Origin of the sequence: Rhizobium sp. BK275 (assembly GCF_014193555.1) — a bacterium.
Taxonomy (GTDB): domain Bacteria; phylum Pseudomonadota; class Alphaproteobacteria; order Rhizobiales; family Rhizobiaceae; genus Rhizobium.
In genome coordinates this window covers 737810-751123 of the sequence record NZ_JACHZL010000002.1, presented here as the reverse complement: position 1 = coordinate 751123, position 13314 = coordinate 737810, and the positions used below count along the sequence as shown (strand labels likewise).

12 protein-coding genes are annotated in these 13314 nt (G+C 60.3%); 5 read left to right on the top strand and 7 right to left on the bottom strand.

Going from position 1 to position 13314, the window contains the following annotated elements; all coding sequences use genetic code 11:
* Window positions 1-127: 127 nt before the first annotated feature.
* Together ileS and FHT82_RS09575 are read right to left on the bottom strand one after the other, a co-directional pair.
* A complete protein-coding gene (gene ileS, locus FHT82_RS09580) occupies window positions 128-3034 on the bottom strand; it encodes an isoleucine--tRNA ligase (protein WP_183728980.1) in 2907 nt (968 codons plus the stop codon).
* Window positions 3035-3199: 165 nt separating this feature from the next.
* Window positions 3200-3418: a hypothetical protein gene (locus tag FHT82_RS09575; RefSeq protein WP_183728977.1), complete on the bottom strand. Its 219-nt coding sequence runs from the start codon at window positions 3416-3418 to the stop codon at window positions 3200-3202.
* 35 nt (window positions 3419-3453) lie between these two features.
* On the opposite strand from FHT82_RS09575, the gene FHT82_RS09570 reads away from it, so the two are divergent.
* Entirely contained in the window at window positions 3454-4668 is a 1215-nt protein-coding gene (locus FHT82_RS09570; protein WP_183728975.1) for an MFS transporter, read from the top strand.
* Between the two features lie 62 nt (window positions 4669-4730).
* Here FHT82_RS09570 and FHT82_RS09565 read toward each other — a convergent pair whose 3' ends face one another.
* Entirely contained in the window at window positions 4731-5714 is a 984-nt protein-coding gene (locus FHT82_RS09565) for a bifunctional riboflavin kinase/FAD synthetase (protein WP_183728972.1), read from the bottom strand.
* A 14-nt stretch (window positions 5715-5728) separates the two neighbouring features.
* Window positions 5729-6577 (bottom strand): TIGR01459 family HAD-type hydrolase, encoded by an 849-nt coding sequence (locus tag FHT82_RS09560; protein WP_183728969.1) that lies wholly within the window; start codon window positions 6575-6577, stop codon window positions 5729-5731.
* 310 nt (window positions 6578-6887) lie between these two features.
* Here FHT82_RS09560 and groES point away from each other — a divergent pair, with 310 nt between their 5' ends.
* From groES to FHT82_RS09545, 3 genes are all read left to right on the top strand, one after another.
* Window positions 6888-7184 carry a co-chaperone GroES gene (gene groES, locus FHT82_RS09555; protein ID WP_004675403.1) on the top strand — a complete coding sequence of 99 codons (297 nt, stop codon included), beginning with the start codon at window positions 6888-6890 and terminating at the stop codon, window positions 7182-7184.
* 56 nt (window positions 7185-7240) lie between these two features.
* Window positions 7241-8878, top strand: coding sequence for a chaperonin GroEL (gene groL / locus FHT82_RS09550; protein WP_183728966.1), 1638 nt, complete (start codon window positions 7241-7243; stop codon window positions 8876-8878).
* A 661-nt stretch (window positions 8879-9539) separates the two neighbouring features.
* Entirely contained in the window at window positions 9540-9986 is a 447-nt protein-coding gene (locus FHT82_RS09545; protein WP_183728963.1) for a hypothetical protein, read from the top strand.
* Between the two features lie 98 nt (window positions 9987-10084).
* Here the strand turns inward: FHT82_RS09545 and FHT82_RS09540 are convergent, their stop codons facing one another.
* Window positions 10085-10795 (bottom strand): glutathione binding-like protein, encoded by a 711-nt coding sequence (locus tag FHT82_RS09540; protein ID WP_183728960.1) that lies wholly within the window; start codon window positions 10793-10795, stop codon window positions 10085-10087.
* 204 nt (window positions 10796-10999) lie between these two features.
* Here FHT82_RS09540 and FHT82_RS09535 point away from each other — a divergent pair, with 204 nt between their 5' ends.
* Window positions 11000-11428: a DoxX family protein gene (locus tag FHT82_RS09535; protein ID WP_183728957.1), complete on the top strand. Its 429-nt coding sequence runs from the start codon at window positions 11000-11002 to the stop codon at window positions 11426-11428.
* A 71-nt stretch (window positions 11429-11499) separates the two neighbouring features.
* Here the strand turns inward: FHT82_RS09535 and hisG are convergent, their stop codons facing one another.
* Complete coding sequence (gene hisG / locus FHT82_RS09530; protein WP_183728954.1) at window positions 11500-12195, bottom strand: ATP phosphoribosyltransferase; 696 nt, start codon at window positions 12193-12195, stop codon at window positions 11500-11502.
* The gene (locus tag FHT82_RS09525; RefSeq protein ID WP_183728951.1) at window positions 12192-13313 is read right to left on the bottom strand and encodes an ATP phosphoribosyltransferase regulatory subunit; all 1122 of its coding nucleotides are present in this window, start codon (window positions 13311-13313) and stop codon (window positions 12192-12194) included. Before FHT82_RS09525 ends, hisG begins: the two co-directional genes overlap by 4 nt.
* Window position 13314 lies beyond the last annotated feature (1 nt).

Sequence of the window (13314 nt, the reverse complement as noted above, 5' to 3'; positions counted from 1 at the left end):
ACCCTTCCCGCATGCCGGAATCAGTATTGCCCACCGGACAATCGTCCCCCTGACGCAAAAATCCGGCCATTTTCAGGCAGCTTTTACCGGATGAACGCCGCAAAGGCAATTCACCCGGTAAATATCTTCAGGCATGGATGCCGAGTTCGCGCAGGGCCGCAGCATCACGCGCCGAGACGTCGGGATAATCCGGATCGGAGCCGACATCAGTGGTGATGCGCCAGGAACGAGCGCATTTCACGCCTTCGGCAAGCTTCGGCACGACCGCAACTTCAGGCACTTCCGACAGACGGAAGGCGTCGGCCGGGCCAACGTTCGCCTCGACTGCGATACCCGAGGTGATGCAGACTTCGCTGAAATCCTGCCCTTCGAGCGCCTTGCGGAGTTCCGCATCGGCAACGTAGACCACGGGTGCCGCTTCCAGCGACGAGCCGATGCGCTTGTCCTTGCGCTCGATTTCGAGCGCGCCGGTCACGACGCTGCGGATCGCGCGGATCTTCTTCCACTTTTCGGCAAGAGCCTCGTTGCGCCACTCCTTGGCGACCGGGGCGAACTGCTCCAGATGCACAGAGACAGCCGACGGATTGCGCGAGAGCCAGGCCTCTTCCATGGTGAAGGGCAGCATCGGCGCAAGCCATGTCACCATGCAATCGAAGATCGTGCGGATGACATAAAGCGCCGAGCGGCGGCGAAGGCTGGAGGGCGCATCGCAGTAGAGCGCATCCTTGCGGATGTCGAAGTAGAAGGCCGAGAGCTCGACATTGGCGAAGTCGATCAATGCCCGGGCGATCTTCTTGAACTCGAAGGCGTCATAACCTTCGCGTACGAGCTGATCGAGCTCGGACAGACGATGCAACATCAGCTGTTCCAGCTCCGGCAGATCGGCTGATGCGATAACTTCGCCCTTGTCGTGCGCCAGCGTGCCGAGCATCCAGCGGATGGTGTTGCGCAGCTTGCGGTAAGCATCGACATTGGTCTGGATGATCGTCTTGCCGAGGCGCTGGTCGTCCCAATAATCCGTCGTCATGACCCACAGACGCAGGATATCGGCGCCGGCATCCTTCATCACTTCCTGCGGAGAGACGACATTGCCCTTGGACTTCGACATCTTCTCGCCCTTCTCGTCCATGGTGAAACCATGGGTGATAACGGCGTTATAGGGCGCACGGCCACGCGTCGCAGCCGATTCCAGCAGCGAGGAATGGAACCAGCCGCGATGCTGGTCCGAACCTTCCAGATAGACATCGGCCGGCCACTTCAGGTCGGCGCGGTCTTCCAGCGTGAAGGTGTGCGTCGAGCCCGAGTCGAACCAGACGTCCAGAATGTCCATGACCTGCGACCACTTGGCCGGGTCATGCTCGTTGCCGAGGAAACGTTCCTTGGCGCCTTCGGCAAACCAGGCATCGGCGCCTTCGGCGTCGAAAGCATCGAGGATACGCTGGTTGACGGCATCGTCCTGCAGCACGTCGCCATGCTCATCGACGAAGACGCAGATCGGCACGCCCCAGGCGCGCTGACGGGACAGAACCCAGTCCGGGCGCTGCTCGATCATGGCGCGCAGACGGTTCTGGCCGGCGGCGGGCACGAAGCGCGTATCATCGATCGCCTTCAGCGCCCGGGTGCGCAGCGTCGTTCCATCCGTCAGCGTCTTGTCCATATAGACGAACCACTGCGGCGTGTTGCGGAAGATGACCGGCTTCTTGGAGCGCCAGGAATGCGGATACTGATGCTTCAGGCGGCCGCGGGCAAAGAGCGCATTGCGCTCGATCAGCGCCTTGATGACGCGGTCGTTGGCATCGCCCTTCTTGCCGTTGTCGTCGATGACGCGCGCGCCTTCGAAGCCGGGGGCGTCAGCCGTGTAGAAGCCGCCATCGTCAACCGGGAACGGGATCTTGGTCTCGATGCCGCGTGCCTCGATCTCGCGGCCATGTGCCATCCAGACGTCAAAGTCCTCGCGGCCGTGGCTGGGCGCCGTATGAACGAAGCCGGTACCGGCATCGTCGGTGACGTGGTCGCCATCGAGCAGCGGCACCGCAAATTCATAGCCGCCGTCGAGACCCTTTAGCGGATGGGCGCAATTGACGCCGGCGAGGTCGGCAGCCGTGACGTCAGCGAGACGCTTGTACCGCAGCTTTGCCTTGGCGAAGGATTCTTCGGCGAGCTTGTCGGCGAAAACAAGCTTTTCGCCCGGACGCGGGCCGAAATCGTTCTCGGCGGCCGTCACTTCGTAAAGGCCGTATGCCACGCGCGACGAATAGGCGATCGCCCGGTTGCCGGGGATCGTCCAGGGAGTGGTGGTCCAGATGACGACGAAGGCGTCCTTGAGGCCATCAGAGCCCTTTGCGACCGGGAATTTCACCCAGATCGTGTCGCTCTCATAGTCATGATATTCGACTTCGGCTTCCGCGAGCGCAGTGCGCTCGACGACCGACCACATGATCGGCTTTGAGCCGCGGTAGAGCTGGCCGCTCCTGGCGATCTTCAGCAGTTCGCCGGCGATACGGCTTTCCGCATGGAAGTTCATCGTCAGATACGGGTTTTCGAAATCGCCAACAATGCCGAGGCGCTGGAATTCGCCGCCCTGGATGGCGATCCATTTTTCGGCATAGGCGCGGCATTCGCGGCGGAATTCGATCATCGCCGACGGCTCGGTCAGGTCAGGCTTGGCCTTGCCCTTGGCGCGATAGTTCTCTTCCTCGATCTTCCATTCGATCGGCAGGCCGTGGCAGTCCCAGCCGGGAACGTAATTGGAGTCGTAACCGCGCATCTGGAAGGAGCGGGTGATGACATCCTTGAGGATCTTGTTCAGCGCGTGGCCGATATGGATGTTGCCGTTGGCATAGGGCGGGCCGTCGTGCAGGACGAACTTTTCCCGGCCGGCGGCGGAAGCGCGAAGCTTCTTGTAGAGGTCCATCTGCTGCCAGCGGGCAACGAGTTCCGGCTCCTTCTGCGGCAGGCCGGCGCGCATCGGAAAATCCGTTTCGGGCAGGTAGAGGGTCTTCGAGTAATCGATCTTTTCGGCTGTGTCGGTCATGTGTGACAATCGCTTCTGGCGGCCCGGACAAGGGCACGCGGATATGAAATCTGTGGTGACGGAAAGCGCTCGCGCAAGCCAAGCGCCAAAAACCCGGACCTTCCGGCCGCTCAGCGCGCGCGGAAGACCGGGCCGATAATTCGTATCGAATGCGCCAGCCGGAATTTACTCATAGCGCCGGTTCATAGGCGCTTTTAAGCGGAAAAGGAAGAGGGATTTCAGTCCCTCGGCTTCACGAAGGATGCCCGCCAGCGACAGGTCGGCAAACGCCCGCAACATGCGATGGCTGCGATTTTGTTGCTCCCGATACAAAAAATCCAAAGCGCCTGTCGAATTCCGGATTGCCCGAACGTCTTTGACTCGCAGGCATGGGAAATTCATCATGCCGATCAAACCCGCCCGCAAGGAGTGATGAGGATATGAGCAGTTCCTATCGTTGGGTTATCGTCGCGGCCGGCGCACTGATGACGTGCGTTGCTCTCGGCGCCATGTTTTCTCTCGCAATTTTCCAGCAACCGATCGCCGACGCGACCGGTTGGTCGCATGCCGGCATCGCCAGCGCCATGACGCTGAATTTCATCGTCATGGGCATAGGCGGCTTCTTCTGGGGTGCTGCCAGCGACCGGTATGGACCGCGTCCGGTGGTGCTGATCGGCTCCATCATCCTCGGGCTGGCGCTGATGCTTGCCAGCCGCGCGGAAACGCTTCTGCAGTTCCAGCTGACCTATGGCGTGCTCGTCGGTCTCTCGGCCAGCGCCTTCTTCGCACCGATGATCGCCGCGACGACGGAATGGTTCGACGAGAACCGCGGCCTTGCCGTCTCCTTGGTTTCGGCGGGCATGGGTGTTGCGCCGATGACGATCTCGCCCTTCGCGCGCTGGCTGATCACATCATATGAATGGCGCCCGGCGATGATGATCATCGGCATCGGTGCGCTCATCCTGATGATCCCGGCAGCACTTCTCGTGCGTCGGCGCCCGTCGCCACCGCAGGATACGCATGAGGCCATCGTGTCAGCCGATGGCAGTGCCCCCAATCTGTGGATGGTTTTCCGCTCGCCGCAGTTCATCGTGCTCGGGCTGACCTTCTTCGCCTGCTGCGCCGCCCATTCCGGACCGATCTTCCATATGGTGAGCTACGCAACGTTCTGCGGCGTCGCCCCGATGGCTGCCGTCAGCATCTACAGCGTCGAAGGCCTTGCCGGTCTCGGCGGGCGCCTGCTCTATGGCACGCTGGCGGACCGGATCGGCGTGAAGCCGGTCATCATCGCAGGCCTGCTGGTGCAGGCGGCGGCCCTTGCCACCTATCTTGCCGTCAGCAAGCTCGGGGAGTTCTATGCGCTCGCCGTCATCTTCGGCAGCGCCTATGGCGGGGTGATGCCACTCTATGCCGTGCTGGCGCGTGAATATTTCGGACCGCGCGTCATCGGCACGGTGTTCGGGGCGGCGACAATGCTCTCCAGTATCGGCATGGCCTTCGGCCCACTGGTCGGTGGCTGGATCTATGACACCTATGCCAACTACTCGTGGCTGTTCATCGGCTCCGCGCTGGTCGGGCTCGGTGCGGCGGCGATCGCGCTCGCATTCCCGCCATTGCCGCGCCAGAAATCACAGCCCGCGCTCGGCACGGCCTGAGCATTTCTTTGTCTTTACGCAATTCCGAACGCAAAACACTCAAGCGCTTTTGCTGGAATTGCTCAGTCGAAACAGAGCTTGCGGTCGAGCTCGCCGAGCGGTCTCACACCTGCGAGAAGCGCCCTCGCCTCCTCCTCGTCGCGCTTGATTTGCGCGACGAGCGGATCGAGCCCGTCGAACTTCAGTTCGGGGCGAAGATAGCCGAAGAAGGAGACCGAGCAGGTCTGGCCGTAGAGATCGCCGCTGAAATCGAAAAGATAGGTTTCGAGCAGCGGCACGCCGTTTTCCGTCACCGTCGGACGCCGGCCATAGCTTGCCACCGCATCATAGAGCCTGCCGTTTTCGAGGCGGAAACGAACGGCGTAAATGCCGGCTGCAAGTTCCGCTTCCGGCGGCAGTTGCATATTGGCGGTCGGGAAGCCGAGCTGGCGGCCGAGCTTCTCGCCATCGATCACCTTCGCCTGCACCGTATAATGATAGCCGAGCATGGCGGCGACCGAGGAGACATCGCCTTCCTTCAGCAGCGCACGGATATGGCTCGAAGAGACGACATCCGTGTTCTCGTCGCGGAATGCGTCGATCAGGGTGACGCCGAAACCAAATTTATTGCCGGCATCCATCAGGAAGGCAGGTCCACCTTCCCGACCCCGGCCGAAATGGAAGTCGAAGCCGGTCACAACTTCGGACGCACTGAGCCAGTCCTTCAGGATGGAATGGATGAAATCATCCGCCGAACGCTGCGAGAATTCATAGTCGAAGGGATATTCGATGACAGCGTTGAAGCCGAGCTCCTCCAGGATGCGGGCCTTGAAAGGCGCCGGCGTCAGGCGGAAGACCGGTGCATCCGGCTTGAAAACGGTGCGCGGATGCGGCTCGAAGGTCAGCACAAGGGCGGGAATGCCGCGCTCCCTTGCGATATCGAGAGCCCGGTTCAGCACCGATTGATGACCGCGGTGGACGCCGTCAAAATTGCCGATGGCGATGACGCCGCCCTTCAGATGCTCGGGCAGCGGATCGCGGGTTTCATTGCGGTGGAACACGGTCATCGGCTTCAATTCTCTTATGCGAGGCGCGGCATCCACCACTTGGGTGTGGCTTTTTCCCGTTCGAGATAGGCGTGCAGGATCGCCTCGTCCGTCTCGCCGTTCAACGTATATTCCTTCGCGTGGATGCCGCCGCTGATGTAGAGAAGGTCGAGCCCATAATTCAAGGCGCCGCGAACATCTGTCGGCATGCCGTCGCCGATCGCCAGCACGCGCTCGATGGGGAAATCACCGCGGACCTCGCGGGCAGCGGCAAGCGTTGCCTCATAGATCGGCTGATGCGGCTTGCCGGCGATGCGGGTGGAGCCGCCGAGCTGCTCATAATAGGCGGCCATGGCGCCGGCGCAGGGGATGATGCGGTGGCCGCGCTCGACCACGAGATCGGGATTGGCGCAGATCATCGGCACGTCGCGGGCTTTGAACTCCAGCAGCATGTCGGTGTAATCCTCCGGCTTCTGCGTCTCGTCGTCGAAGAAGCCGGTGCAGACAACCGAAGTAGCTTCGCCCGCGGCGGCGCGCTCGATGTCGAGGCCTTCAAGGATTGGGTTGTCACGCTCGGGGCCGAGCAGGAAGACTTCCCGCGGGCCTTCGGCAATCAGCGCCCGGGTGACATCGCCCGAGGTGACGATGCGGTCATAAGCGCCATCGGGCACGCCGATCTGGCGTAGCTGCTCGACGACCTGCCAGGAAACGCGCGGCGAATTGGTGATGAGAACGACGGTCAGACCCGCGGCGCGGGCTGCCTGAAGCGCCTCGCCGGCTTTGGGAAACGGATCGACGCCGTTATGAACGACGCCCCAGACATCGCAGAGCACCGCATCGTATCGATCGGTGATCTCGGAGAAGTTCGCAATCCGCTTTGCCATTCCGCTTTCCTGCTTCGCTTTCAGTCACCGGTGACATTGCAAAGGCGGGCTTTAATGGCAAGGCATTTTCTGCGTCAGGCGAAGAACGCAGGAGGCTCAAAAGCTGGACTTGAGCAACGCCCGGTAACCACGCCGGACAAATCCCTGCCTGTCTCCACAATTCCGGCACAAAAATCCGTGATGGCTCTCCTTGACTCCTTCCGGAGCCATCCCTAAATGCACGGCGCTAGCACTCACGGGAGTTGAGTGCTAACATTCACCATGTGGACCACCCCGGTCCGCGAATGTCATTTGATCGAGGGATTAGACAATGGCAAGCACCAATTTCCGCCCCCTTCACGATCGCGTCGTTGTCCGTCGCGTTGAATCCGAAGAGAAGACCAAGGGCGGCATCATCATCCCGGATACCGCTAAGGAAAAGCCGCAGGAAGGCGAAATCGTCGCTGTCGGCTCCGGCGCTCGTGACGAGTCCGGCAAGGTCGTTGCACTCGACGTCAAGGCTGGCGACCGTGTTCTGTTCGGCAAGTGGTCGGGCACCGAAGTCAAGATCAACGGCGAAGACCTTCTGATCATGAAGGAAGCCGACATCATGGGCATCATCGGCTAATCAGCCGGTTGTCTTTCATCCGATATCGCTGACACCCCTTTTCAGGAGTTCTCAAAATGGCAGCTAAAGAAGTAAAATTCGGCCGCGGCGCGCGCGAAAAGATGCTGCGCGGCGTCGATATCCTCGCTGACGCAGTGAAGGTCACCCTCGGTCCGAAGGGCCGTAACGTCGTTATCGACAAGTCCTTCGGCGCTCCGCGCATCACCAAGGACGGTGTTTCTGTCGCCAAGGAAATCGAACTCGAAGACAAGTTCGAAAACATGGGCGCCCAGATGGTCCGCGAAGTTGCTTCGAAGACCAACGACGTCGCCGGCGACGGCACCACGACTGCAACGGTTCTCGCACAGGCCATCGTTCGCGAAGGCGCAAAGGCAGTTGCTGCCGGCATGAACCCGATGGACCTGAAGCGCGGTATCGACCTCGCTGTTGCTGAAGTCGTCAAGGATCTCCAGGCCAAGGCCAAGAAGATCAACACGTCGGAAGAAGTTGCCCAGGTCGGCACGATCTCCGCAAACGGCGAAAAGCAGATCGGTCTCGACATTGCTGAAGCAATGCAGAAGGTCGGCAACGAAGGCGTTATCACCGTCGAAGAAGCCAAGACCGCTGAAACCGAACTCGAAGTCGTCGAAGGCATGCAGTTCGACCGCGGCTACCTGAGCCCGTACTTCGTCACCAACCCGGAAAAGATGGTTGCTGACCTCGAAGACGCCTTTATCCTGCTGCACGAAAAGAAGCTCTCGAACCTGCAGTCCATGCTCCCGGTTCTCGAAGCTGTCGTTCAGACCGGCAAGCCGCTCCTCATCATCGCTGAAGACGTCGAAGGCGAAGCTCTTGCTACGCTCGTCGTCAACAAGCTGCGCGGCGGCCTGAAGATTGCTGCCGTCAAGGCTCCGGGCTTCGGCGATCGCCGCAAGGCCATGCTGGAAGACATCGCTATCCTCACGGGCGGCACTGTCATCTCCGAAGACCTCGGCATCAAGCTCGAGTCCGTCACCCTTGACATGCTCGGCCGCACCAAGAAGGTTTCGATCTCCAAGGAAAACACCACGATCGTCGACGGCGCCGGCGCCAAGTCCGACATCGAAGGCCGTGTTGCCCAGATTAAGGCCCAGATCGAAGAAACCTCCTCCGACTACGACCGCGAAAAGCTGCAGGAACGTCTTGCCAAGCTCGCTGGCGGTGTTGCCGTTATCCGCGTCGGCGGTTCGACGGAAGTTGAAGTGAAGGAAAAGAAGGACCGCATCGACGACGCCCTCAACGCGACGCGCGCTGCTGTTCAGGAAGGCATCGTACCGGGCGGCGGCGTCGCTCTGCTGCGCTCCTCCACGAAGATCAAGGCCAAGGGCGAAAACGACGACCAGGAAGCCGGCATCAACATCGTTCGCCGCGCTCTCCAGGCCCTCGTTCGCCAGATCGCTGAAAATGCAGGCGACGAAGCTTCGATCGTTGTCGGCAAGATCCTCGACAAGAACGAAGACAACTACGGCTACAACGCCCAGACCGGCGAATATGGCGACCTGATCCAGCTCGGCATCGTCGACCCGGTCAAGGTTGTCCGTACGGCCCTGCAGAACGCAGCTTCGGTTGCTTCGCTGCTGATCACCACGGAAGCCATGATCGCCGAGCTGCCGAAGAAGGATGCTCCGGCAATGCCGGGCGGCATGGGCGGCATGGGCGGTATGGACATGATGTAAGACCTTTGGGTCGTACATCTGAGCCATCCGGTTCAGTCTATGGAGGGCGGTCTTCGGACCGCCCTTTTTTATTCGGCCGATTCGGAAATACCCGGCGTTCGAACGTTTAAGCCGGTCACTGGAGCCCGCGCTTTTGGCTCGAAGCTTTCGCGAGGCTTGCGTGCCGCGCATTTTCCACTTCAGGGAAATTCGGTCGCCGCGCTGCCTAATTTGCGAAATTTGCATACTATGGCGCGAGTGGAACCGCTCCCACAATGCATAAATGAGATTTTTGGTCATAAAATTAGCGGATGACGCGCAAATTCATACAAATCCCAATCATAACGTCAGCCTAACGCCCCGGAAAAAGCCGTTGCCGTTTGCGCAAAAGTTCCTATAAATCCGCGCTGCAATTGACGTTCGCCCTGGAAGAATTCTCGCCGCAGACGAGAGACCGGACACGCCAAAGGCCATGCGTGAACATTCGGGCTTTCGAAGGTATCCGCGAACATACGAGATTAAATCTTGCGGGAGATATTCGAGCGGCGACCATCAAAGGCGCAGCCGAGCAACTGTTTTCGCAAGGTGAAAGCACAGGCATGATGCCTGGCGCTACGTGATCCTGTTTCTTTGTGTTTGCCGAGCGTGCGGCAGGGGAGCCGCACCCGAACTGGGGAACGCCTTGTTTAAGATCGCCAAAGCCAATGTTGCCGCACCCTTGATGCCCGGCTCGCTGGACTACAACAATCATAATCACGACATGTTGGCGCAGTTTTCCGTCTCCGAAAGCTGGATCGGAGACTTTTCGACCGGAGTCATCAGGCTCGGCGAGTGGAGCGCGATGCTGCATGGTCTCTTGGCGCAGGAATGCGGCCTGTTGAGCCTGGTACGCTGCTACGATGCCAAGGACCGCAACCACGTTCTGCAGCTCTTTGAACAGGCTGCGACGCTTTCCTCATCCTTCTGTTTTTCGACGACCATCATCATGCCGAACGGCTTTCGCCAGCCGCTCTTTTGCATGGGCGAATCCAACGGGCTGGAAGAAAAGTACAGCGGTAGCATGGTCGGCGTTTTCGTCTTCCCGCGCTTCAAGCTGGAAGGCGCGAGCCAGATCGCCAGCCGGCAGTAATTTGCCTGCATACCCTCAAAAGGCCGGTCCCGCGACCGGCCTTTTTTGGTTTAGCGCAATTCCGGACGCAAACCGCTGCGCACTTTTGCTGGGATTGCTCAGGCCGGCTTGACCGGAATGTTGAGGCCCTTCTCGCTCGCCGGGCGGGCGATGCAGCGCTGGAGCCAGTCCATGACGGCAGGGAACTTCGCATAGTCCAGCACCTCGCGGCCGCCATAAAAAATGTCGGCGCCGCGGATCCACGGGAAGGTGGTGATGTCGGCGATCGTGTATTCGTCACCCATGATCCACTGTCGGCCCTTCAGGCGGCTTTCCAGAACGCTGAGCAGGCGCTTCGCCTCGTCGCGGTAGCGCTCCACTGGGTAGGAATTGTTGGCGACCTTGTCGGCGGCGAATTTGTAGAAATGGCCGAACTGGCCGAACATCGGGCCAATGCCCGCCATCTGGAAAAAGACCCATTGGATGGTTTCATAGCGGCCTGCCGCATCAGCCGGGATCAGCTTGCCGGTCTTTTCCGCCAGGTAGAGCAGAATGGCGCCGGATTCGAAAAGGCCAATCGGCTTTCCGTCCGGGCCGTTGGGATCGATAACGGCGGGGATGCGACCATTCGGATTCAGCGATACAAATTCCGCCGTCTTCTGATCCGTCGTCGCGAAGGACACATAATGGGACTCATAGGGCAGAGCGAGTTCCTCCAGCGCGACTGAAATCTTCACGCCATTCGGCGTCTGAAGCGAATAAAGCTGGATAATATCCGGATTTTTCGCCGGCCAGCGGCTGGTGATCGGAAATGCGGAAAGATCTGCCATCGGTTTCTCCTTGGGTGAGGCGGCGACCATAAAAGACAGCTGCCATACAAGGCAAGCGAACCGATCGTTTCATATTAGTGAACAAACTGTCCGCTGGCGTTTATCTTTCCTCAATGTCAGAAAAAGGCGAAATAGAGGGCAGCCGAGGTCCAACACGGTGCCGGGGCATCAAGACCTCAAAAGTCATTCAACGGAGCAATGTCCATGTCGAATACGAATAACGCCCTCATCCTTCTCGCCCGCATTCTTCTATCCTTCATGTTCATCCTTGCCGGCTTCGGCAAGGTAACGGATGCTGCCGGTACTGCGGGCATGATCGCCGGTGCCGGCCTTCCGGCGGCAACCCTCCTGGCCTATGTCGCAGGCCTCTTCGAACTGCTGGCCGGCCTTGCGGTTCTCACGGGCTTCCAGGTCCGCATTGTCGGCTGGCTGCTTGCCGGCTTCTGTGTCTTCACGGGCGTTGTCTTCCATCTGCCCTACGCAAGTGGCGCGGAACTCGTGAATATCCTCAACCAGATCATGGTCATGAAGAACATCACACTGGCCGGTGCGTACATCCTGCTCGCCACCGTCGGTGCCGGTGCCTATTCGATCGACGCACGCCGCAGCCCGCAGGCCGTCGCGGCCCGCTAATTCCATTTCCTCCCAAACACGAAAACCCGCCGTCTCTCCTGACGGCGGGTTTTGCATATTCAATAACGTGATCAGAGAACCGAGCGGACAGCCTCGACGATCGCGTTCACCGCAGGCGTATCGGCATGGGCGTCCTTGCGGGCGCGCACCAGGCAGGCTTCCGAGCGGAGGATGACGCCATCGGAGAGCACCTTGAGGTGATTGGCACGCAGCGTCGAACCGGTCGAGGTGATATCGACGATGATATCGGCCGAACCCGAGGCAGGAGCGCCCTCAGTGGCGCCCAGGCTCTCGACGATGCGGTAGAGCTGGATACCGTGCTGGCTGGAGAAGAACTGCTGGGTCAGTCGCCAGTATTTCGTGGCGATCGCCAGGCGGCGGCCATGACGGGCGCGGAAGTCGGCGGCAACGTCCACCAGATCGGCCATGGTATCGACATCCAGCCAGATTTCCGGCACGGCGACGACAACATCGGCATGGCCAAAGCCGAGCCGGGCGCAGAATTCGACCCGCCTGTCGGCTTCCGCCAGACCCTCGCGCACGAGATCCTCACCGGTGACGCCGAAATCGATCGAACCGTTGCCGAGCTCGCGGGAAATTTCCGAGGCCGAGAGGAAGGCGATCTCCACATCGTCCCAACCTTCAACGCGGCCGCGATAAGAGCGATCGTTGCCGACGGCATAGATTTTCATGCCGGCACGTTCGAAGATCGCAGAGGCGTCATCCTTCATTCGGCCCTTGGAGGGAAGCGCAATGGTAATCGTCATGCGGCGGCCCTTTCAGTTTCGATACGGTCGAGCCAGAGGGAGAAGCCGACGGCAGGAATGCGGTCCTTGGCGCCAAGGAAGGTCATCAGCCTGTCAAAGCGGCCGCCACCGGCCAGAACCGCGGAGGAGCCTTCAACCATTACCTCGAAGACGAGGCCGGTATAATAATCGAGCGGACGGCCGAAAGCGGCGCGGTATTCGATAAGCGACAGATCGACGCCGGCATTGGCAATCGCTGCGACGCGACCATCGAAACGCGCCAAGGCGTTGCCGAGCTTCAGCCCGGCCGCGTCGGCGAAATGCGAAAGTGCCGCGGATGCATTGACGAGCGGCACGTTGAGCGACAGGAACTGCTCCAGCACCTGGAAAGCGGCGTCATCCAGCCGGGTCTCGGACAGGACGAGCTTTTCCTTCAGGCGGCGGGCAATCTCCTGCGGCGAGCGGCTGGCATTGGTGGAATAGCCGGTCGCCTGCATCGTCTCGTCAATATAGGAAACCAGTGCCGCCTCATCATCCTCACCGACAAGCCGGGCGACATCGTCATCAAGACCGGTCACGAATTGCGGGCTGACGAGACGCGCCAGCAGCGTCTCCAACTGGATCATGTTGCCGAAGGCATGGATCAGCCGCTTCTGCCAACCAAGCGGCAGACCGAGTGCCTGCACCACCGCTTCGAACACAGCCTGATCGCCGATCGTCACCGACAGATGCCGGCCAGGCAGCAGGCGGGACAGGATACCAACCGCATCGCCAATCGCGCGGGCATCGGCGCTCGCAAGATTAATATCTCCGAGATCTTCAATGCCGGCCTGATAGAATTCATTGCTGCCATCGCGGCGCTGGCGGAAGACTTCGCCGAGGTAGGAGTAGCGCTTCGGCGTGCCTGTCGCGCTCTCGATATGGCGCAGACAGACAGGAATGGTGAATTCCGGGCGCAGGCAGAGGCTGGCGCCGGTTTCGCTTTCCGTCATGAAGATGCGCCTGCGAAGATCCTCACCGGCGATATCGAGAAAGGGTTCGGCCGGCTGGATGACCGGTGTGTCTATCCGCTCCGCCTTGCGGGCGGCGAATTCGTCCAGAAGCTCGCCGGAGAATTCGGGGAGGTTGATGAGGGCCATA